General features: G+C 60.6%; 24 protein-coding genes. 13 read left to right on the forward strand and 11 right to left on the reverse strand.

The features are described from left to right. Window positions 1-11 precede the first annotated feature (11 nt). Complete coding sequence (locus FHX10_RS30255) at window positions 12-893, forward strand: ABC transporter permease (RefSeq protein ID WP_029733066.1); 882 nt, start codon at window positions 12-14, stop codon at window positions 891-893. Between the two features lie 82 nt (window positions 894-975). Here the strand turns inward: FHX10_RS30255 and FHX10_RS30260 are convergent, their stop codons facing one another. From FHX10_RS30260 to FHX10_RS30275, 4 genes are read right to left on the reverse strand one after another with little or no spacing between them, the layout of a single operon-like run. Next, on the reverse strand, window positions 976-2,376 hold the full coding sequence (locus FHX10_RS30260) for a sensor histidine kinase (RefSeq protein ID WP_063473548.1): 1,401 nt from the start codon (window positions 2,374-2,376) through the stop codon (window positions 976-978). Next, on the reverse strand, window positions 2,366-3,034 hold the full coding sequence (locus FHX10_RS30265) for a response regulator (RefSeq protein WP_047618835.1): 669 nt from the start codon (window positions 3,032-3,034) through the stop codon (window positions 2,366-2,368). The genes FHX10_RS30260 and FHX10_RS30265 overlap by 11 nt, the downstream gene beginning before the upstream one ends. Window positions 3,035-3,084: 50 nt before the next feature. Beyond that, complete coding sequence (locus tag FHX10_RS30270) at window positions 3,085-3,945, reverse strand: hypothetical protein (protein WP_063473547.1); 861 nt, start codon at window positions 3,943-3,945, stop codon at window positions 3,085-3,087. An 11-nt stretch (window positions 3,946-3,956) separates the two neighbouring features. Beyond that, window positions 3,957-5,753 carry a heparinase II/III family protein gene (locus tag FHX10_RS30275; RefSeq protein WP_063473546.1) on the reverse strand — a complete coding sequence of 599 codons (1,797 nt, stop codon included), beginning with the start codon at window positions 5,751-5,753 and terminating at the stop codon, window positions 3,957-3,959. A 130-nt stretch (window positions 5,754-5,883) separates the two neighbouring features. Here FHX10_RS30275 and FHX10_RS30280 point away from each other — a divergent pair, with 130 nt between their 5' ends. From FHX10_RS30280 to FHX10_RS30310, 7 genes are all read left to right on the forward strand, one after another. Beyond that, complete coding sequence (locus tag FHX10_RS30280; protein ID WP_025554591.1) at window positions 5,884-6,870, forward strand: carbohydrate ABC transporter permease; 987 nt, start codon at window positions 5,884-5,886, stop codon at window positions 6,868-6,870. Beyond that, window positions 6,867-7,703, forward strand: coding sequence for a carbohydrate ABC transporter permease (locus FHX10_RS30285; protein WP_025554593.1), 837 nt, complete (start codon window positions 6,867-6,869; stop codon window positions 7,701-7,703). The genes FHX10_RS30280 and FHX10_RS30285 overlap by 4 nt, the downstream gene beginning before the upstream one ends. Window positions 7,704-7,707: 4 nt before the next feature. Beyond that, complete coding sequence (locus FHX10_RS30290) at window positions 7,708-8,880, forward strand: glycoside hydrolase family 88 protein (RefSeq protein WP_063473545.1); 1,173 nt, start codon at window positions 7,708-7,710, stop codon at window positions 8,878-8,880. 15 nt (window positions 8,881-8,895) lie between these two features. Continuing rightward, entirely contained in the window at window positions 8,896-10,005 is a 1,110-nt protein-coding gene (locus tag FHX10_RS30295) for an ABC transporter ATP-binding protein (RefSeq protein WP_025554597.1), read from the forward strand. Between the two features lie 20 nt (window positions 10,006-10,025). Next, window positions 10,026-10,739, forward strand: coding sequence for a YesL family protein (locus FHX10_RS30300; protein ID WP_025554599.1), 714 nt, complete (start codon window positions 10,026-10,028; stop codon window positions 10,737-10,739). 39 nt (window positions 10,740-10,778) lie between these two features. Then, complete coding sequence (locus FHX10_RS30305; RefSeq protein WP_063473544.1) at window positions 10,779-12,053, forward strand: ABC transporter substrate-binding protein; 1,275 nt, start codon at window positions 10,779-10,781, stop codon at window positions 12,051-12,053. A gap of 77 nt (window positions 12,054-12,130) precedes the next feature. Continuing rightward, window positions 12,131-13,981 carry a DUF2264 domain-containing protein gene (locus tag FHX10_RS30310; protein ID WP_063473543.1) on the forward strand — a complete coding sequence of 617 codons (1,851 nt, stop codon included), beginning with the start codon at window positions 12,131-12,133 and terminating at the stop codon, window positions 13,979-13,981. Between the two features lie 25 nt (window positions 13,982-14,006). On the opposite strand, the gene FHX10_RS30315 is transcribed toward FHX10_RS30310, so the two are convergent. Then, window positions 14,007-14,513, reverse strand: a complete 507-nt coding sequence (locus tag FHX10_RS30315; RefSeq protein ID WP_048338436.1) for an HIT family protein — start codon at window positions 14,511-14,513, stop codon at window positions 14,007-14,009. A 319-nt stretch (window positions 14,514-14,832) separates the two neighbouring features. Here FHX10_RS30315 and FHX10_RS30320 point away from each other — a divergent pair, with 319 nt between their 5' ends. Then, complete coding sequence (locus FHX10_RS30320; protein ID WP_029867892.1) at window positions 14,833-15,096, forward strand: hypothetical protein; 264 nt, start codon at window positions 14,833-14,835, stop codon at window positions 15,094-15,096. Window positions 15,097-15,138: 42 nt separating this feature from the next. Next, window positions 15,139-15,408, forward strand: coding sequence for a hypothetical protein (locus FHX10_RS30325; RefSeq protein ID WP_029867893.1), 270 nt, complete (start codon window positions 15,139-15,141; stop codon window positions 15,406-15,408). A 107-nt stretch (window positions 15,409-15,515) separates the two neighbouring features. Here the strand turns inward: FHX10_RS30325 and FHX10_RS30330 are convergent, their stop codons facing one another. The 4 genes from FHX10_RS30330 to FHX10_RS30345 all read right to left on the reverse strand — a co-directional run bounded on the left by FHX10_RS30330 (window position 15,516) and on the right by FHX10_RS30345 (window position 16,923). Beyond that, complete coding sequence (locus tag FHX10_RS30330; protein WP_029867894.1) at window positions 15,516-15,935, reverse strand: HD domain-containing protein; 420 nt, start codon at window positions 15,933-15,935, stop codon at window positions 15,516-15,518. A 5-nt stretch (window positions 15,936-15,940) separates the two neighbouring features. After that, window positions 15,941-16,264 (reverse strand): DUF2934 domain-containing protein, encoded by a 324-nt coding sequence (locus FHX10_RS30335; protein ID WP_063473576.1) that lies wholly within the window; start codon window positions 16,262-16,264, stop codon window positions 15,941-15,943. A gap of 54 nt (window positions 16,265-16,318) precedes the next feature. Beyond that, window positions 16,319-16,525, reverse strand: coding sequence for a hypothetical protein (locus FHX10_RS30340; RefSeq protein WP_029867896.1), 207 nt, complete (start codon window positions 16,523-16,525; stop codon window positions 16,319-16,321). Between the two features lie 107 nt (window positions 16,526-16,632). Beyond that, entirely contained in the window at window positions 16,633-16,923 is a 291-nt protein-coding gene (locus FHX10_RS30345; protein ID WP_029867897.1) for a hypothetical protein, read from the reverse strand. A gap of 358 nt (window positions 16,924-17,281) precedes the next feature. Here FHX10_RS30345 and FHX10_RS30350 point away from each other — a divergent pair, with 358 nt between their 5' ends. The 3 genes from FHX10_RS30350 (at window position 17,282) to FHX10_RS30360 (ending at window position 19,688) form a co-directional block, all read left to right on the forward strand. Beyond that, entirely contained in the window at window positions 17,282-17,596 is a 315-nt protein-coding gene (locus tag FHX10_RS30350) for a co-chaperone GroES (protein WP_029868431.1), read from the forward strand. A 153-nt stretch (window positions 17,597-17,749) separates the two neighbouring features. After that, complete coding sequence (gene groL / locus FHX10_RS30355) at window positions 17,750-19,378, forward strand: chaperonin GroEL (protein WP_063473542.1); 1,629 nt, start codon at window positions 17,750-17,752, stop codon at window positions 19,376-19,378. Between the two features lie 52 nt (window positions 19,379-19,430). Then, on the forward strand, window positions 19,431-19,688 hold the full coding sequence (locus FHX10_RS30360; protein WP_047618812.1) for a hypothetical protein: 258 nt from the start codon (window positions 19,431-19,433) through the stop codon (window positions 19,686-19,688). Here the strand turns inward: FHX10_RS30360 and FHX10_RS30365 are convergent. Both FHX10_RS30365 and FHX10_RS30370 read right to left on the reverse strand, forming a co-directional pair. Further along, on the reverse strand, window positions 19,669-20,418 hold the full coding sequence (locus FHX10_RS30365) for an SDR family oxidoreductase (RefSeq protein WP_063473541.1): 750 nt from the start codon (window positions 20,416-20,418) through the stop codon (window positions 19,669-19,671). The genes FHX10_RS30360 and FHX10_RS30365 overlap by 20 nt on opposite strands. Beyond that, a complete protein-coding gene (locus FHX10_RS30370; protein ID WP_029868427.1) occupies window positions 20,411-21,160 on the reverse strand; it encodes an SDR family NAD(P)-dependent oxidoreductase in 750 nt (249 codons plus the stop codon). The genes FHX10_RS30365 and FHX10_RS30370 overlap by 8 nt, the downstream gene beginning before the upstream one ends. Window positions 21,161-21,177: the final 17 nt, after the last annotated feature.

Consider the following 21,177-nt stretch of genomic DNA (forward strand, 5'->3'; position numbering starts at 1 on the left):
GGGAGGATATCATGGCACACACCACTCTTGAGGCCGGTTCGGCCACCCTGTTTCGGCCGGGCACGTCGGACTCGGAAATCGAGGCGTCGGCGCTGAAGGCGATGCGCCGGCGCAACACCGCGGTGCGCTTCTGGCAGATTGCCATCCTGGTCTTCGTGATCGGCATGTGGGAGCTTTCTTCCAACATGCAGTGGATCGACCCGTTCTTCTATTCGAGCCCGAGCGGCGTCGTTGAGCGCCTCTACGAATGGGCGACCGAAGGCACCACGGAAGGTTCGCTCTGGTATAATCTATGGGTGACGATGGAGGAGGCCTTGATCGGCTTCTTCGCGGGCTCGATCACCGGCGTCTTCGTCGGCATCGGCCTTGGCCGCAACCGCTTCCTGTCGGACATCTTCTCCGTCTACATCAAGGCGATCAACTCGATCCCGCGCGTCGTTCTCGCCCCGATCTTCATCATGATCATGGGTCTCGGCCTGCCGTCCAAGGTTGCTCTCGCCTTCATCATGGTGTTCTTCGTGGTTTTTGCCAACGCCTTCCAGGGCGTGCGCGAGGCCGACCGCAACATGATCGCCAATGCGCGCATCCTTGGCGCCTCGGACTGGCAGGTCACCCGCACGGTGGTCATCCCCTCGGCGATGAGCTGGATCTTCGCCAGTCTGCACGTCTCCTTTGGTTTCGCGATCATCGGCGCAATCGTCGGCGAATTCGTCGGTGCCCGGTTCGGCATCGGCCAGCTGATTTCGATCGCCAAGGGTACGTTCGATGCCGCCGGCATGTTCGCGGCAATCCTCCTCGTCATGGTCGTCACGCTTTTTGCCGAATATATCATGACGCTGATCGAGAACCGCCTGGCGAAGTGGCGCCCGCAGCAGCATCTCGATACGCAGTGATCCAATCCGACCTCCTCCCAAGGCAGATCGAACAGGAGGCCGGGTGCATGCCCGGCCTTCTGTCATTTGATGCACTTGAGGTTTAAGCAAGCGGAAGCCGCACCGTCACGACCAGCCCACCGCCTTCCGCGTCATCGAGCGAGACTGAACCTCCGGCGCCTTCAACAACCTCCCGCACGATCGCAAGCCCCAGACCGCTCCCCTCGGCTTCGGTCCCCATGATCCGGTAGAAGCGTTCGAAAACCTGCTCGCGCTCGCCGATCGGAATACCCGGTCCGTCGTCCTCGACGGTGACGACGGCGTTGCCGTTCGCCTGGCCGATCGCGACGGTCACCCGTCCATTGGCACAGGTATAGCGTATGGCGTTGTCTATGAGGTTGACCAGCATCTCGCGCAGCATCGTAGCGTCGCCTTCGACGATGACCGGTCGGTCCGCTTCCAGTCCGAGATCGATGTTGCGCTTGAGCGCCTCTTCGGCATGCGCTTCCAGGATCTCGCGGGCAGCCTTGCTGAGATCGGTCGTATCGCTGCGCGGACGGCGGCTTCCGGGCTCGGCCCGTGACAAGGTGAGGAGCTGGCTGGCAAGACGCGAAATCTGCTTCGTGCTGGTGCGAAGGGCGAAAAGCGCCTCGTCGCGGCGAGCCGTATCGGCTTCGCGGGCCGCCACGCTCGCCTGCGTCGAAATCAGCGCGAGCGGCGTTCTGAGTTGATGCGCGGCATTCGATACAAAGCGTCGCTGTGCGGCCATCTGGTTCTGGACACGCTCCATATGGTCATTCAGGGCATGAACGAGCGGTCGCAGTTCGCTCTGCACCATCTCGGGCGGCAGCGGATCGAGACGGTTGCGCCCGCGCTGGCGCACGGCGTCCCGCAGTCTCAGAGCCGGTGCCAAGCCCCGCTGAAGCCCGAGGATGGTCACCAGGCTTGCGACGAAGACGAGCACGAACTGCTTCGAAAAATCCGAAAGCCATAGCTGCCTTCGCATCGCATACTGGCTGTTATGCGTCACGGCGACGGTGACCGAGATCGTGCCATCATCGGGAAGGCCGACGACAGGATGGTCGAGCATCAGGACGCGCACATCGGCACCATGGAACGCACGATCCTCGCCCGCCCGCTGTACGGCTGGCAACGGCAGGTCGGGAAGACCGCTCACCAGACTGCCCCATACAGTGATGACCTGGTAAAATACCCGGTCGCCGAAGCCTGTATCGAACATCTCCAGCGCGGAAGGCGGCACGTCCACCTGAACATTGCCACCCTCATCGACGCGGACGGCTTCAGCTATGACGCGGGCAGAGGCCAGAAGCGTTCGATCCGTCACCAGCTTTGCTGTCGCATCCGCCGTCCAGAAGCTGTCGTAAAGATTGAAACCAATCGCGCCGAAGAGAGTGAGCAGCACCCAGCAGAGCAGCTGTACCCTCAGGCTCTGGCTGAGCCGCGCGATCGTGGCGCCCAGCTTTGTGACGAGGCTACTGGACATGTCGGAGGAGATAACCGAGCCCGCGCAACGTCGCTATCTGAACCGAACTGCTCTCGAGCTTCTTTCGCAGCCTGTGGATGTAGATTTCGATGGCGCTCGGATCCGCCTCGTCGTCGAAACCGAACACGCTTTCGGAAAGAGCGGCTTTCGAGATCGTGTTGCCGAGCTTCATGACGAGCTGTTCAAGAACGGCATATTCGCGCGGCGTCAGTTGCAGCGGTTCGCCTGCGACGAAAAACTGCCGCGTTCCACCGGAGAAGCGCAAATTGCCGACGGTGATCTCGGAGGATGCCCGATCCTGGCCGCGGCGGACCACCGCACGGATCCTCGCCTCGAGTTCGGCAATTTCGAAGGGCTTGGCGAGATAGTCGTCGGCACCGCTGTCGAGCCCCGCCACACGACCGTCCAGGCTCGCATTCGCGGTCAAGATGATGACCGGCAGTTTGTTCCCGGACTGCCGCAATCGTTTCAAGAGCGTCAAGCCATCAAGCTTGGGCAGCGCCAGGTCGAGGATCATCGCGGCATATTCCGCCACCTTGAGCATGTGCTCCGCATCCTCGCCATCGTGGGCAATATCGATAGCATATTGCGCCTGTCGCAGGGCTTTCCCCAGCCAGGCCGCCAGATCCTTGTTGTCCTCCACCACAAGCAGTCGCATCCGACCTCCTTAGCATGTGCAGAGTGCTTGGCGGAAGCGCATCCGTGGGGTCATAAGTTGAGAGGAAGAGCGGCCGGCTCTGGTTTATCTTCGGCCGCAACTGCGACGTCCCGATCGACGGCGCCCGGCACTTCCGTTCCCCAGATCTCGATCTGGGTCAGCGCCGGAAAGGGCGAGGCATCCTCGGCCTTGATCAGTCCATGCAATTCCACCCATTCGACGATACAGGGTTCTATGGAAAAGCTCTGAGCAACACCCGATTTCACCAAGGGAAAGCGGGAGGTCCTGCCGTTCGAGAAAGTGACGCTGGCCTCATTCCACCAAGAATCATGCGGGAAATCGGCCCGGAGATAGAAGACGATCTCGTCAATGCTGACCGGCCGGCCGAATTCCAGCTTCAGCGCCGCCTGCGGATCGCGATTGATGCCCCAGCTCGTATAGGGCCAGAAGCCGTGATCGTCGTTGGCCTTTTCGCCGTCGATCGCGTTGCGCGCGGCAAAGGCCGCTTCGCCCCGGGTCTCCACATTGGCGCGCGCATGCGGAAACAGCGCCCGGTTGGCATGATCGTCCCAGGGGTTCAGAGCGAGATTACGGCGTTGCACGATCTCGTCGGGGCGCGCGCTTCGCGCCGAAAGCCGGTGGAGATCACCCCGGAAGGCATTCGGCGAATAGGGCTTGCGCTTGTCGCCGAAGGGCACGGCGAGGGCATAGGCGCATTCCTTCATATAGACCAGGCCGGGTTGGATCGCGCCATCGAGGGCGAGGAAGACATGTCCAGGCTCGGAGACCTCCAAGACCACGCGATCGCCTTCGCGATAGCTCTGTCGATAGACCAGGAAGGTCTCCTCCCGCCCTGTGGAGCTTGCCAGCACCAGCCCATCGGCATCCACGATCTTCAACGTCAATTCCATGCTCGCCTTCCTCATACGATCCGCAATCTCAGAACCCTGCCGGCGAACGGCACGCGCAGCCGGTAGATTTTCCCGGGCCAGGCCGATCTCAGCCGGGCGTCCTCCACGTCGATTTCGTCGATTTCGATCTCGCCACCGCCATCGACGAAAATGCTGCCGAGATCGGCGAGATCGATCCTGTCCGGGACGACGGTCGGCGCCAGGCACGTCATCAGCGACAGCACCGCCGGCTTGCCGCCGTCATAGCTGTCGACGATCTCGACATGGCGGCCGCGCAGCAGGGAAACGATGCGCCGGTAGCTGTGCAGCTCTGCTTCGGCGGGATAGGCGCCTGCTATATCGAGCGATATGCGCGCGCGCTCCTCGTCAAACCCGACCTCGACGTCTCGCGCGCCGAATGTGTCGCCGGCCGACTGCATGACGCCTGCGAATGTCGGCAGGTTGTGGAACGCCGATTGCATCGTCCAGATCTCGTAGCGCCGCGCCGAAAAGGTCTTTGCGGTATAGGTCTCGACACCGACATCGATCAGGAACGGGCGCCCATTCTTGTAGAGCGTCACGCTTCCGACATCGTTGTGATTGTGGCCCTCGCCATTGTTGCCGCCCTTGACGGCGAGCGAAAACTGCTCGTCGCGGGCGATGAACAGGCCAATGCCGGGATAAAACATATCGCGTCGGGACGCAGGATGCGGCGGGGCGGCATCGGGAAGCGTCGGGCCGATCAGCACTTCCTGCACGCGATACCAGAGGTTCCATTCTCCGGGCAGGTGCGAGCTTCCGGAGGCCGCCCTATCGGCCGCGGCGAACTCAGCCAGCACCTGCGAACCGACCGCCTGTCCGAACAGATATTCCCGCACACTGCAGGGTTCGACCACCGCGGAGGAATCGGCGAAGTTGAAATAATAGCGGCCGGCCACATGCATATGGGCGATATATTCAGCCATGCTGCGGATTTTCGGCTGTTGCCAGAGCTTGCCGAACAGGCCCGGCGCCACGCCATCCAGAATGGTCAGCGCGCCATGCAGGCAGAGTGCTGCGTGGCGATAGTAGAGCACGCCTTCCTCGCAGGCCCCGTCCTCGGCATAGTCCTTCAGGAAAGCATCGAGGCTGCCGAGCGCCTTTTCGACAACAGCACGGCGCGCCGGCTGGTCGGTTTTCAGCGAGAAGACCGTCAACAGGACATTCTGGCTTATCCAGGCCGTCCAGTTGTTCATTCGCTCCTCGCTGCGGCCCATCCACCAGAAATGCCGGCCGAGATAGGGCGAGAGGATGCGGATCTGGATCTCGCGTTCCACCCGGGCGGTAATTTCAGGGCTGATGCCGTCGAGCGCGTCGCCCAGCAAGGCGACGACGGTGGCAAGCAGCGCCGCCGTTTCGGCGGCGAAGAGATCGACGACAGGCTGTGAATTGTCGGGAAGCGGCAGCCGCGCGCCGCTTCGTTCATAGGCGTTGTGCGCCGGGAGCTGCCAGCCGCTCTCCTCGGCAATCAGGAAGATGCCGTCGACAATCCCAGGCAGGAACCGCGCCCCGCCTTCGACGAGTTCGCCGAGCACCAGATTGTTGAGCATCCGGCGCCGCGTGAAATAAAGCTCCTCGAAGCGCGAGCGGTTGCCCGTTGCGGTGAACTCCCGGTAATCCGAGGCGGTGATGAGCGGAAAGGCGCGCGCAAGCGTCTCTTCGGCGTCGCGAATGATCCGTTCCCGGACCGTCTGCGGCACGGAGTTCCATATGGCGCGATCTGAGCAAATCGACCCAGGCGTGAAATCGCCCAGCACATCCGGCAGCTCCCCTGAAATCTCGCTGAACATGTCCCTCCCCGCACCGGAAAGCATTGATGAGCGTTTGGCCTGCATGCTCACCTATCATATGTATTTTGCGCTTTCTATTAAATTCGTATGACCTATTCAGAACTTGTTTGACCAGTATCGGAACTGTGCTATGTGGTTGCGAGAGGAAGAGGAGGCATCGGTGTCCATATCGAATTCGGCCATCGCTGGAGATGGCGCTCTGGCAACTTCCGGCAGGAAAGCCACCGTCTTGTCCAAGCGCCAGCGCAGGATACGCAGCGCGCTCGTCGCCTATTCCTTCATCGCGCCGAACTTCCTCGGCTTTGCCGTCTTCACGCTCGGCCCGATCCTGTTTGCCTTCGTGCTCGCCTTCATGCATTGGGACGGCTCGAATGCGATTACCTTCGCCGGCCTCGACAATTTCTGGCGACTTTTCGAGGACAAGGCCTTCATCGCGGCCTTCTGGAACACAGTCATCTATACGGTCGCCTCCGTGCCGGCGACGCTGCTCTGCGCGCTCGGCCTCGCCGTCCTCCTCAACCAGAAGATTGTCGGACGCGATTTCTTCCGCACGGCGATGTTCTTTCCCTATGTCGCCTCGCTGGTGGCCGTCGCGGTCGTCTGGAACATGATCTTCAATCCCGAAATGGGACCGGTGAACATGATCCTCTACACGCTGGGCCTCGATCCCAAGAACATGCCGGGATGGGCTGCCGATCGCCACTGGGCAATGGTGACGGTGATCCTCTTCGGCATCTGGAAGAACATGGGCTATTACATGGTCATCTATCTGGCCGGTCTGCAGGGCATCAATTCGGAGCTCTATGAGGCCGCCGATCTCGATGGCGCCAATTCCTGGCAGAAGTTCATCCATGTCACCGTGCCGCAGCTCGGACCGACGACCTTCTTCGTCACCGTCATGCTGACGATCCAGTCGTTCAAGGTCTTCGACCAGATCTACATGATCACCCAGGGCGGTCCCGGCACCTCGACCCTCGTCCTCGTCTACCACATCTACAACGAAGCCTTCATTTCCTGGGATCTCGGCTATTCCAGCATGGTTGCGCTCGTTCTGTTCTTCCTCGTGCTCGCCGTCACCGTCTTCCAGTTCCGGCGCCAGAGGGAGGACGAGGCATGAGGATCGCAGGACGCAGAGTCACCGCCAAAACGGTCCTCCTCTATGCCATCGTGATCACGGTCACGGTGGTCATGCTGATGCCCTTCGCCTGGATGCTCTCGGCATCCTTGAAGCTCAGCCGCGACGTCTTCGCCTTCCCCATCGAGTGGATACCGGCGGAGCCGCAATGGCAGAATTACGTGGATATCTGGACGAAGATCCCGCTCGCCCTCTTCATCTACAACACCTCGAAACTGACGATCATCGTCACGCTGCTGCAGCTGTTGACCTCCAGCTTTGCCGCCTACGCCTTCGCCAAGCTGAATTTCCCCTACAAGAACACGCTGTTCCTCGGCTATATCGCCACCATCGCCATGCCCTGGCAGGTCTATATGGTGCCGCAATTCCTGCTGATGCGCGAATTCGGCCTCAACAACACTCATCTGGCGCTGATCTGCCTGCAGGCCTTTACCGCCTTCGGCGTCTTCCTGATGCGGCAGTTCTACATGTCGATCCCGACCGAGCTTTGCGAAGCGGCCCGCATCGATGGCATGAACGAGTACCAGATCTGGGCGCGCATCATGCTGCCGCTCTCCAAGCCGGCGCTCTCGACGCTGACGATCTTCACCTTCGTCACCACCTGGAACGATTTTCTCGGGCCGATGATCTATCTGACCAAGACCGAGCTGAAGACCGTTCAGATCGGCCTGCGCATGTTCATCTCGCAATATTCGGCCGAATACGGGCTGATCATGGCGGCCTCCGTCGTCGCCCTCATTCCGGTCCTCATCGTCTTCCTCTCTCTCCAGCGTTTCTTCGTCGAGGGCATCGCCTCGACCGGACTGAAGGGTTAAATCCATGAACGCCGTTCCGTCCGTCGCCCCGCAACCGATCACCGACGAGGAAGTGAAAGCCGCGCTCGATCTTGCCGTCGCGCAGATCCGCCGCAACCTTCCTACTTTCACCTATGCTTCGCAGAACCATTCGAGTGTCGGGAATTTCTATCCGGCTGTAGCGAACACTCAATGGACCGCGGGCTTCTGGCCCGGCGAACTCTGGCTCGCCTTCGAGCATAGTGGCGATCCGGTCTTCCGACATGCGGCGCAGATCCAGGTCCAATCGTTCCTGCATCGGATCGTGAACCGCATCGAGACCGATCATCACGATATGGGCTTCCTCTATTCGCCGTCCTGCATCGCCGCCTGGAAGCTCGTCGGAGACGAGGATGGCCGCAGGGCCGCCTTGCTCGCCGCCGACCAGCTGATCGAGCGTTTCCAGCCCGTCGGCCAGTTCATCCAGGCATGGGGCCGCAAGGGGGTGGCGGAAGAATACCGCTATATCATCGACTGCCTGCTGAACCTGCCGCTTCTCTATTGGGCAAGCCGCGAGACCGGCGATCCGAAATACCGCGAGATCGCTCTCACCCACGCCCGCACCACGCTCGCCAATTCGGTTCGGCCGGATGATTCCACCTACCACACCTTCTACATGGACCCGGTCACCGGAGCGCCGGTGCGCGGCGCGACCAAGCAGGGCTACCGGGACGACAGCGCCTGGGCGCGCGGACAGGCCTGGGCAATCTCGGGGATGGCGCTCTCCTATCGCTATGAGCGGATCGAGGAATATCGCCAAACCTTCGACCGGCTGCTTGCCTTCTATCTCAACCGGCTGCCGGCCGACATGGTGCCCTATTGGGATCTCGTCTTTTCCGACGGCGACGGCGAGCCGCGCGACAGCTCGTCGGCCTCGATCGCCGCCTGCGGTCTTCTGGAGATGGCCGATCTCGTCGAACCGGAGCCGGCCGAGCGTTATCACATACTGGCGCGGCGCATGATGAAGAGCCTTGCCGATCACTATGCGGTCAAGGATCCCACCGTCTCGAACGGCCTGGTGCTGCACGCCACCTATTCGAAGAAATCGCCCTTCAACACCTGCCGCGGCGAGGGCGTCGATGAATGCGTCTCCTGGGGAGACTATTATTACATGGAAGCTTTGACGCGCCTTTCGCGCAGCTGGTCTTCCTATTGGTGAATTCAGGAGAACCCGATGGCCAGCATTTCGCTTAAAGAGCTGAACAAGAGCTACGGTGCGCTTACCGTCGTCCACGACATCGACCTCGAGATCGCAGACAAGGAATTCATCATCCTGGTCGGCCCCTCCGGCTGCGGCAAATCGACGACGCTGCGGATGATCGCCGGCCTCGAAGAAATATCGGGAGGAGAGCTCAAGATCGGCGGCGACGTCATGAACGACGTTCCTTCCAAGGATCGGGATATCGCCATGGTCTTCCAGAATTATGCGCTCTACCCGCATATGACCGTCTACAAGAACATGGCATTCGGCCTCCAGCTCAGGAAGGTGTCGCGCGATTACATCGATGCCCAGGTGCAGGATGCCGCCAGGATCCTCGACATCAGTCATCTCCTGAACCGCAAGCCGAAGGCGCTTTCGGGCGGCCAGCGCCAGCGCGTCGCCCTCGGCCGCGCCATGGTGCGCAATCCCGCCGTCTTCCTTCTTGACGAGCCGCTTTCCAATCTCGATGCCAAGCTGCGCGGCACGATGCGCTCCGAAATCACCAAGCTGCACAAGCGCCTCAATGCCACCTTCATCTATGTCACCCACGATCAGGTGGAGGCCATGACCATGGCGGACCGGATCGTCGTCATGAAGGACGGGCATATCCAGCAGGTCGACACACCGCAGAACCTCTATGACCGCCCCGTCAACATGTTCGTCGCCGGCTTCATCGGCGCGCCGCAGATGAACATGCTGCCCTCGACCATCCTGCGCCGTGGCGAAGGCTACGTTGCCGTCTTCGACGGCCGGGAACTGCCGCTGCCTGCCCATTTCGACCAGAACAGGATCGCTCCTTACGAAGGCCGCGAACTGGTGCTCGGCATCCGCCCCGAGAATTTCCACGAACTGCCGCCGGCCGACATCGCACCGGAGAACCTGGCGCCCCTCAAGGCGGTCGTCGAGCTTGCCGAACCCATGGGCTCTGAAGTGCACCTGAACATGGTGGCGGGCGGACGCAATCTCATCGCCCGCGTCTCGCCGCGCTACCGGCCTGATATCGGCGAGGAGGCGACGCTGGTCGCCGATATGACCAACGCGCAGCTGTTCGACAAGGAAACGGAACGTTCGATTCTATACTGAGGCGCCTGCGGGAGACGGCTATGCAGTGGTTGCGGGAGATGTGGACGAGGGAGGGACCGGGCATTCCGAAGGATGCTCCGAAGAAGACCGGCCTTGCGCTGTTCGCCGAGATCCTCGTCCGCGAATGGTGGGAGATGGTCAAGCTCAACATCCTGTTCATCCTGGCCTCGCTCCTCGTGGTGACGCTACCGGCAGCCCTGGTCGCCATGGCCCGGGTCTCGGTGACCTTTGTGGAAGATCGCAACACCTACCTGCTGCGGGACTTCACCGAAGCTTTTCTGCGCTATTTCTGGCGCGCCACCGCTTGGGGGCTGGTGCTCGCGGGCGGGCTTGCAATCGGCATCCATGCGATCGTTGCCTATACCGCCGGCGCGCGCGACAACCTGCTGCTGAGCGTGCCGCTGGCGATTGCCCTCGTCGCCACCGCCTTCGTCACCGTTCTCGCCTGCCATCTCATCATTCTGATGGTGATGCGCGATCTGCCGGCTTCCAGGCTGCTGCGCCTCGCCGCGCTCGCCTCCATCATCCGTCCGCTCCCGGCGCTTGCAGCGCTCGCCTTCGTTGCAAGCCTCTGGCTGGCGCATATCCTCTTCTATCCGGTTTCCGTGTTCATGCCGGCAACCTTCAATTTTTCACTCGGAATGTTCGCCGTCGTATTCGGCGCCCATCGGGCGGCGGTGATGGTTCTCGAGCTGCCGCCGTACCGCAAACCGCATGCACGAAACGCTTCATAAATAACTGATCCAGAGATGATCCAGGGAAGGAGAACGGGAATGTATTTGGATAAATTTGGGAGGACGATGAAACTTGCCTTGGCGGGTTTCAGCTTGGCTGCAACGACGGCCGGGGCAGCATTTGCCCAGGACGCCGTGACGCTCAAATGGGCTTTGTGGGACTGGGACAAGACTGCCTATTACAAGCCGCTGATCGAAGCCTATCAGGCCAAACACCCCAACGTGAAATTCGAGCAGATGGACCTCGGCTCGCAGGACTATCAGCAGATGATCTCGACGCAGCTGACCGGCGGCTCCAAGGACATCGACATCGTCACCATCAAGGACGTGCCGGGCTACACCAATCTGGTGCGCGCCGGCAACATCGCCGATCTCAGCAGCTTCGTGAAGGATCAGAAGATCGACCCGGCTCCCTATGGCGGCCTGATCGAGGAACTGACCATAGACGGCAAGATCTATTCGCTGCCGTTCCGCTCCGACTTCTGGATCGTCTATTACAACAAGGACATATTCGACAAAGCCGGCGTGCCCTACCCCACGAATGACATGACCTGGGCGCAATTCGACGCGACCGCCGAGAAGCTTACGGGTGGCATGGGTACCAACAAGACCTATGGCGCGCTCCTGCATACCTGGCGGTCGACCGTCCAGCTGCCCGGCGTCCTCGACGGAAAACACACGCTGGTCGACGGTGAGTATGACTTCCTGAAGCCCTGGTACGAGAGGGCGCTCACCCTACAGAAGGATGGCGCGATTCCCTCCTACGCCTTCCTGAAGACGTCGAACACGCATTATTCGGCGCTCTTCTTCAACGGTACGATCGGCATGCTGCCGATGGGAACCTGGTTCGTCGGCACCCAGATCACCAAGGTGAAATCAGGTGAATCGAAGAGCAAGAACTGGGGCATCGTGAAATTCCCGCATCCCGACGGCGTCGCGGCCGGCACGACGGCCGCCCAGATTTCCGGCCTGGCGGTCAACGCCAATTCCGACCACAAGGATGCCGCACTCGACTTCATCAAGTTCGTCACCGGTCCCGAGGGTGCGGCCGTTATCGCGTCGACGGGCACGTTCCCCGCGCTCAAGACGGATGACGTCAGCGCCACGATCGCGGCAACGCCCGGCTTCCCGCAGGACGAGGCCAGCAAGGCGGCGCTGAAGCCGACGAAAACCTACCTGGAGATGGCGGTCAACCCGAACGCCGCCAAGATCGAGGTCGTGCTCAACCGTGCGCATGACGCAATCATGACCGACAACACGTCCGTCGACGACGGGTTGAAGGAAATGACCGACGGCGTGAAGGCCATCAAGTAGACGTCAAGAAATGTCGACGGCCGCGGGCAATATCTGCCCGCGGCCGATCCAGTTTTTCATGAATTTCGAGCCTGACAATGATATATGATCCCGCCCGGGCCAATCCGCTCTTCGGCAATCCGCTGAAGACCCGCGACGACCTCGCCAAGGCCGTCACCGATCTCTTCGAGCCGCTCCTGCCGTATTTTTCTGAAAGCGGCGCCCGTGTGCGCCTCGGTGCGGCCGGCGCGATCTTCGACCGGGCGGCGGCGGATCTGGAAGGATTTGCACGGCCGCTCTGGGGCATTGTTCCGTTCGCTGCAGGCGGCGGCGCGTTCCCGCATTGGGACCTCTATCGGCGCGGGCTGGCGAACGGCACGAACCCCGCTCATCCCGAATATTGGGGCGATCTTGCCGACCGCAATCAGCGACTGGTCGAGCTCGCCGCCGTCGGTTTCGCGCTGGCACTTGTCCCCGAACACATCTGGAAACCGCTCAGCGATAGCGAAAAGAAGACCGTCGCCGCCTATCTTCTCAGCGCGCGCGAACTGGAATTCATCGACAACAACTGGAAATTCTTCCGCGTCCTCATCGATCTCGGGCTGGAGCGCGTTGGTGTCGCCTTCGACCACGGGAAAACCCTTGCCTATCTCGACGAGTTGGAAGCCTTCGACCTCGGGGAAGGCTGGTATCGCGACGGGCCGGTGCGTCGGGTCGATCATTACATCCCCTTCGCCATGCATTTCTACGGCTTGATCTATACCGTGTTGGCGCGCGGCGACGAAGCGCGCAAGGACCGCTTCCGGGATCGCGCCCAGACCTTTGCCGGGGATATCCGCCACTGGTTCGGCCCCGATGGCGCAGCCCTTGCCTTCGGCCGCAGCCAGACCTACCGCTTCGCGGCCGGTGGTTTCTGGGGCGCGCTTGCCTTTGCCGGCGTCGAAGCGCTGCCCTGGGCCGAGATCAAGGGCTATTACATGCGCCATATCCGCTGGTGGTCGGCGATGCCGATTGCCGAGCGCGACGGCGTTCTCTCCGTCGGCTACGGTTATCCCAATCTCTTCATGAGCGAGAGCTACAATTCGCCCGGTTCGCCCTATTGGGCGCTGAAATTCTTCCTACCGCTGGCTCTTCCCGGGGATCACCCCTTCTGGACCGCCGACGAGGCGCCGCAGCCGGAATTTCCGGAGCCGGTTGCGTTGAAACCGGCGGGCATGGTCGCCATGCACACGCCAGGAAATGTGGTCGTGCTCTCCTCCGGACAGCAGCATGACAAGATGCTCGGCGCAAACGAGAAATATTCGAAATTCGTCTATTCCACGCGCTACGCCTTCAACATCGAAGCCGACGACCGGAATTTTGCCGCCGCAAGCTTCGACGGCATGCTCGGCCTCTCCGACGACGGCGTCCATTTTCGCATGCGCGAAACTATGGAAGAGGCGCTCATCGCCGACAATCGCCTCTATTCGCGCTGGCGCCCCTGGAACGATGTCACCATCGAAACCTGGCTGCTTCCCGAAAACCCCTGGCATATCCGCATCCACCGCATCGCCACGCCGCGCGCCCTCAGCACAATCGAGGGCGGCTTTGCGATCGAACGCGCGGACTTCAATGCCGACCGTTCCGATGCAGGGGAAGGCCGAGCCGTCTGGTACGGACAGACCGATGTCAGCGCGATCGTGGATCTATCGCCCGATCCGAGGGCCGGCCATGCGATGAGCCCGATCCCGAATACCAATCTCATCCACGCCAAGACCCTGCTGCCGCAGTTGCGCGGCCAAATCGGCCCCGGAACCACCGTGCTCGTGACCGCGGCAATGGCATTGCCCAGCCGCGAGAACTGGGCACAAGCGCTCGATAATCCGCCTGCCTGCCCTCGCCTCGAAGACTTGGAGCGGCTCTTTCGCGAGAACGGCGAGCGGGTGCCGGCATTCGCCCTCCAGTCATAGCCTGGGATTGGGGGAACAGGAGTGACTATCGTGCGGTCAACTCGGCACGGTATGCTTCTGCGATGCGCTGTGCCAACTCTGCCATTTGATCGTCAGGTATGTGCAGGACCCCATTCTCCGCCATCAGCGCATGGTATTGCTGCTCTTCGAGAGGCACGCCTGAAGGCAAGGGAACGACATGAAAATGCAGGTGACTATTGGCTTGCTGGCTGCCGAGCGAAAGCACATAAATTCGCTCGGCGTCGAACACGCTTTTGAGGGCGCGCGACAAGACATGCACCTTGCCCTGTAGTCGAAGATATTCATCCTTCGACATGTCTCGCGCCAGATCCTCACGGTGCTCCTTCGGACAGACAAGGCAATAGCCGGGTAACGTGGGATATTTGCTCAGGAAAATGATCGTCTCATCGTCTTCAAAAACGCGATGATGAAAGAAAGCGGGGTCGTTCTTGAGCAAGCCGCAGATAAAGCACGGCCTTGTTCCGATGTCGTGGACATAGGCTTTGAGATCAAATGGCTGGCGTTCGATCATTCCAAACCTCTGCCATCTCGCACGCGGCGTATCCTATTGTCAGATTGATGCGACAATCGGAGGGAAGTCAAATTGACCAAGTCATTAGCGCCAATGACACTCACTGACTCCGGAACCGTCACCAAAGCTATTGCAAAAACCCAATGCGCGCCCGACGCCGCCGTCGCATAACATTTTCGAATTACTCAATAGTTATATTTACATCTCCAACTAATGAATAAGAAAAACCCACTCTTCGCAACATTGCTGTAATGAAATCCGGCAAAGCGCAACAGCATACTTAGCTTTCAGTTTTCCGAGATCTTGAGAGGAGGACACAATGCCTACCATAATGATCTGTCACGACGTCAAGGACACGAAACACTGGCTCGCTTCACCCATCCGCAAACAGGTATTGGAACCCATCGGCGTCACGAACATTCGTACGTTTACAGACCCGCAAAACTCCAACCGCGTTGGTTTGGTCATGGACGTCGCAGACATGGAAAAGTTGATGGCCTTCATGCAGACCAAGGCAGCCGCCGATGCGATGGCGAGTGACGGCGTCTTGCCCGAGACCATGATGTTCCTGGTTCAATCGTAATAGCCATCCACGAGACTTGGAAATGCAATCGGGGAGGATGATATGACGACATTATTCGTGAGGCACGAGGTCTCCGACTACGCCGCCTGGCGCAAGGTATATGATGCGTTTCATCAGGTTCAGAAGGCCAATGGGGTGACAGCGCAAGCCGTCTATCGCGCCATCGACAACCCGAACGATATTACCGTCACCCATGAGTTTGCGACGTTTGAAGCGGCTCAGGCGTTCAGCAAGCTGGACGAACTGAAGACGGCGATGCGCACGGGAGGCGTGCTCGGCGTCCCGACAGTGTGGTTTACCAACAAAACATGAAATGAGGCACAAAACCTTCGCTGCACCAGCGGAAGTCAGGTTACGGTCGCCATCGGCCCATTATCGATCTTGGCGGCCAGGCGAACTGCGCAAATTTGTCCGAGCTCCTATTGTCGGCTCTTGATGTCGCGCAGGAGATCCAGGCCGCGCTGGTACTTTTCGGTGTTCTTGCCGGTCTGTTCGGCCTGCCGGAGATTGTCTTCGAGATCGGCCTGCTTGACCGGCAAGGCCAGCGGGTTGGATGCCGCGCGTCTGACGAAGTCGTCGTCCGGCTCGTCCGGCCGCCGTGTCAGAGCGTCCACGGCGGAGATGATCGCTGGCGCAAAGCCATCTTCCCTCAGCCTGTCGAGCGTCCAGCCGCTTCCTTTCTCGACCACGTCATGAAGGTAGGCGATCGTCCGCCGCTCATCGCCGGAAACGAGAAGTGCGACCCGCTGGCAATGTTCGAAGAACGGCCGGCCGGTCTTGTCTGCCTGACCTTCATGGGCTGTAAGAGCCACTTGGATGGCATGGTCGAGATGCTGCATGGCGATCACGGGCCCTCGGTCTTCCCGATCTTCTGTCGGGAAGGCTTCTCGCCCGTCGTCATCTCGATGTCAGGGACGGGAACCGCCGCGGCCTGGACAGGCGTTTGTCGCCGATCGAAATCGCCGCTCTCGCCGGCGCCTTGGAGCAGTGCTGCATCATCCCTGTCGTCTTCATCGAGCAGGTTCTGCAGTGTTTCATGCTCATCCTCGCCCGCAAGTTCATCACAGGCTTGCAACCAGTGACGCTGGTCGGCGCCGTCCGGGCGGCCTTCGGCCTCCCAGATTTCGTAGGCACGGCGACGTATCTGCTCGTGCTTGTCTATCGCCATGATCTCCTCCAAGCGCATTTAAATAAGCCGTCCGAAGAACAGGCCCAGCCACTTTCACGGCGTGTTGATGGTTGGAAGAAAATCCTCCACCCGTTTGTGCTCGTCCTTTGAAAGCGTCTCCACCCGTTCCTTCCAGAAGCGTTCGGCCTCCCGGGCAGTTTCCAATGCCCTCTTGCGATCGGCTTCGGTCCGTTCGGTGTCGGCGGAACGCGCGTCGTCGGTCCCGCTCTCGGGCGGCACGGTGGATTTGACGGTCATCATGGATCACCCTTCGATGTTGTGATCCAATAACCTTCGCAAGCAGTGAGAGTTCCGCGTGGGTGGCGATTGATTTGAGCGCGCGATCGAGCCGCACGCGCCGGCGGCAATCAATGAACGGCCATACTCACCATTCGATAGGGGTGCACGGCCTCGAACTGCGAAATCATCGCCGTCGCCTGCAGCAACACGAGCTCGGCATTGTCGGGATCGTCACGGGCCAGTTCGTCGGCGTTGACGCGGATCGCTTCAGCCATGTTGTTGGACAGTGCCGCAAACTGCATGTTGCCTTCGACAAGAGCCTCACGCGCCGTATCCTCCAGCGTGCGAGCGATATCGACGAAGATTTCCTCACGTTCCTCAATGCTGAGGTCTCTGATTATATTGGTCTTTTCTTCCATGTCACTCACTCCAAAAGACGTGGGACGGTGATCGAGCTCGTCAAGCCTCGATCATGAGACAGTTGGGAATGTCAAATTCCGGATTCAAGCCTCGATGCGGCTTGAACGCGCATTCGACACAGTGTCATCCACCTTGTAGTCCGAACGCGGGAGCCGATTTTCTGTTCCCTGCAATACGTTAGCACTCGCCGGTGGAGAGTGCTAATTTTTCTCTCATTCCCTCTTGAAATTGCAGTGCCGTCGAACCAGATCAGTCGCGCAAGGCGCGCTCGTGCGGAACCTTGCACCCGCCCCGGATTGGTCATCCGGTCCGGCCCGGGGGGAGCAACATCATCACTGTTTGTCGATGGAGGAAGACATGTCGTTCCGACCGCTTCATGATCGCATTCTCGTCCGCCGGGTCACGTCAGAGGACAAGACCAAGGGCGGCATCATCATTCCCGACACTGCCAAGGAAAAGCCGCAGGAAGGTGAGGTCATCGCCGTCGGCCCTGGTGCACGCAACGATGCCGGCCAGATCCAGGCGCTCGACGTCAAGCCCGGCGATCGCATCCTGTTCGGCAAATGGTCCGGTACCGAGATCAAGATCGATGGCGAAGACCTGCTGATCATGAAGGAAAGCGACGTGATGGGCGTCATCGAAACCCAGGGCGAACAGCAGCAGGCCGCCTGAGGTCCCTGCGAACATTCGTCAACGCTGGAGCGCTTCAGCTTGTCGTAGAAAAGCAGAACAGCTCCAATATTTTATTTCTGACGCAATTCCGAACGGAAAACCGCTTCGCACCTTTCCCGGAATTGCTCTGGCTGCCTATGAAGGAGTGAGGACATGGCCGCTAAAGAAGTCAAATTCAGCACCGAAGCCCGGGAGAAGATGCTGCGCGGCGTCGACATCCTGGCCAACGCCGTGAAGGTGACGCTCGGCCCGAAGGGCCGCAACGTCGTGATCGACAAGTCCTTCGGCGCGCCGCGCATCACCAAGGACGGCGTCTCCGTCGCCAAGGAAGTCGAACTCGAAGACAAGTTCGAGAATATGGGCGCCCAGATGGTCCGTGAAGTCGCCTCGAAGACCAGCGACATCGCCGGCGACGGCACCACGACCGCAACGGTGCTTGCCCAGGCGATCGTCAAAGAGGGCGCCAAGGCCGTCACGTCAGGCATGAACCCGATGGACCTGAAGCGCGGCATCGATCTCGCCGTCGGCGCCATCGTTGCGGAACTGAAGGCCAACGCCCGCAAGATCTCCAACAATGCCGAAATCGCCCAGGTCGGCACGATCTCCGCCAATGGCGATGCCGAAATCGGCCGTTTTTTGGCGGAAGCCATGGAAAAGGTCGGCAATGATGGCGTCATCACCGTTGAAGAAGCCAAGACCGCCGAAACCGAACTCGAAGTCGTCGAAGGCATGCAGTTCGACCGCGGCTACCTCAGCCCCTACTTCGTGACCAATGCCGACAAGATGCGGGCCGAGTTCGAAGACCCATATATCCTCATCCACGAGAAGAAGCTGTCGAACCTGCAGTCGATGCTGCCGGTTCTCGAAGCCGTCGTCCAGACCGGCAAGCCGCTCCTCATCATCGCTGAAGACGTCGAAGGCGAAGCTCTTGCAACCCTCGTCGTCAACAAGCTGCGTGGCGGCCTGAAGATCGCTGCCGTCAAGGCGCCTGGCTTCGGCGACCGCCGCAAGGCCATGCTCGAAGACATCGCCATCCTCACCGCCGGCACCGTCATCTCCGAAGACCTCGGCATCAAGCTCGAATCCGTAACGCTCGACATGCTCGGCCGTGCCAAGAAGGTGTCGATCGAAAAGGAGAACACCACGATCGTCGACGGCGCGGGCGCCAAGTCCGACATCGAAGGCCGTGTTGCCCAGATCAAGGCCCAGATCGAAGAAACCACCTCCGATTACGACCGCGAGAAGCTGCAGGAGCGTCTTGCCAAGCTCGCCGGCGGCGTTGCCGTCATCCGCGTCGGCGGCTCGACGGAAGTCGAAGTGAAGGAAAAGAAGGACCGCGTCGACGACGCGCTTCATGCAACCCGGGCGGCGGTCGAGGAAGGCATTCTGCCGGGCGGCGGTGTGGCGCTGCTGCGCTCCGTCAAGGCGCTCGACAACCTCAAGACCGCCAATAGCGACCAGCGTGTCGGTGTCGACATCGTTCGCCGCGCGCTCGAGACGCCGGCGCGGCAGATCGCCGAAAATGCCGGAGCGGAAGGCTCGGTCATCGTCGGCAAGCTGCGCGAGAAAAGTGACTTCGCCTACGGCTGGAACGCTCAGACCGGCGAATATGGCGACCTTTATGCGCAGGGCGTCATCGATCCGGCCAAGGTTGTTCGCACCGCGCTGCAGGACGCGTCCTCCATCGCCGGTCTTCTCGTCACGACCGAAGCCATGATCGCCGAGAAACCCAAGAAGGACGCGCCGCCGCCATTGCCCGCCGGCCCGGGCATGGATTTCTAACACATCTGCCGGCCCGCCGGCCTCGCTGGCGGGCCTTTCGGAGGGAATAGAGATGGTTCAAACGATCAAAAACCGATCGCAGGTACCGCTGGACTCCCGCGATCTTGAAACCTGCCAGCACGTCTTCGACAAGCTGCGCGCCGATTACGCAATAGCAAGAGACAGCGATGAAGCCGAACGAATGGCGAGCATCATCATCGAGATCTACCGACAGGGCGTACGCGACCCCAATCAGCTGCAATCGATGGTCGAGGCGGCCCGCGGTCTCTTCGAAACAAGCGAGCGCCCGCCTACGGCCCGGGAAATTTGACCATGGTGCCGCCGCCGGTCGCCTGGTCCGTCGGGAAGACTTCGATCCGCGACACGTCGACGAAGACGGGAAGCTCGATGGCGCTCGAGATGATCGAGGCGATGTGTGAAGGCTGTATCGGACGGTAGCCGTCATAGAGCAGCGTCCGCGCCTGATTGCCCGCCATTGCGGTTCGATAAAGTTCCGTCTGGACGCGGCCCGGCACCACCTCGGTTACCCGAACGGAGGTCCCGAGCAGGTCGCAGCGCAAATTGTCGCAAAACAGGCTGAGCCCGGCCTTCGACGGGCCGTAGGCCGCCATATTCGGATACGGCGCCTGGCCGCCGCTCGAGCCGATATAGATCAGGTGGCCGCGCTTTCGCTCAACCATGGCAGGCAGGAATGCACGGGTCAGCTGCATCGGCGCCTTGAGATTGATGTCGATCATGGCATCGATTTCGGACGGTTCGATCTCGCTGAATGTCGCCCGAGTCGAGAGAATGCCGGCATTGTTGATCAGGATATCGACCTCAGTTCCGTGAAGCTGCTTGACGATTTCGGCGGTATCGCGCACATCGGCCCGGATCGGCTTCGCCCCGCTTTCCCCAGCGAGTTCTTCAAGAGCCTCGGCGCTTCGGCCAACGGCATAGACCGTCAGCCCCATCTTACACAGCTTGTCGACGGTGGCGCGACCGATGCCGCTCGTCGCACCGGTGACCACGGCGACCCGATAGGGCAGCGGCTCAGACATAGATGTAGCCTCCGCTGACGACGACGTTTTCGCCTGTTGCATAGGTGTTGCGGCTCGATGCCATCATGACGATCCATTCCGCCATTTCGACCGGCTCGGCCGCGCGGCCAAGGGCGCTGGCTTTGGCCAGCTCCGGCAGGAATCCGAGCTCCTTGGCGCGATCCGTCGCGAAACCGGCGGGCGCTACGGAATTGACAAGGATCTGGTCCTTGGCGCATTCCTGGGCAAAGGATTTCGTCAGACTGACGACAGCCGCCTTGGTTGCGGCATAATGCGCATTCTGGGGATGAGCCTTGAAAGCATCGACCGAGGTCACATTGACGATCCGCCCCGTAACCTCGGGCGCGTTCACGTGCTGGCGCATATGAAGAACGGCAGCCACCATCATATGATAGGTACCCTTCACGTTGATCGCATTTTCGAGGTCCCATTCCTCGTCGGTGATCTCGAGGATAGGACGTCTCGGATAGATGGCGGCGCTGTTGACGAGCACATGGATCCGGCCGAGCTTGCCGGCGATCTCGTTGAACCCACGATGAGCCGTTTCCGCCCGGGAAATGTCGGCAGCGGCCGTCGCAACCTCGGCGCCGAGAGCACGAAGCGCCTCGGCCGAAGAGGCAAGCAGCTGCTCATTGCGATCGATGAGCCCGATCCTGGTCGCCCCATGCGAGATCATCAGCTTGGCCGTCGTCAAGCCGAGTCCGGAAGCGCCGCCGACGATGATTGCGGTCTGGTTCTTCAAAGTTCCACCTCAGTGTT

The organism is Rhizobium sp. BK591 (genome assembly GCF_014195045.1).
GTDB classification, from domain to species: Bacteria; Pseudomonadota; Alphaproteobacteria; order Rhizobiales; family Rhizobiaceae; genus Rhizobium; species Rhizobium anhuiense.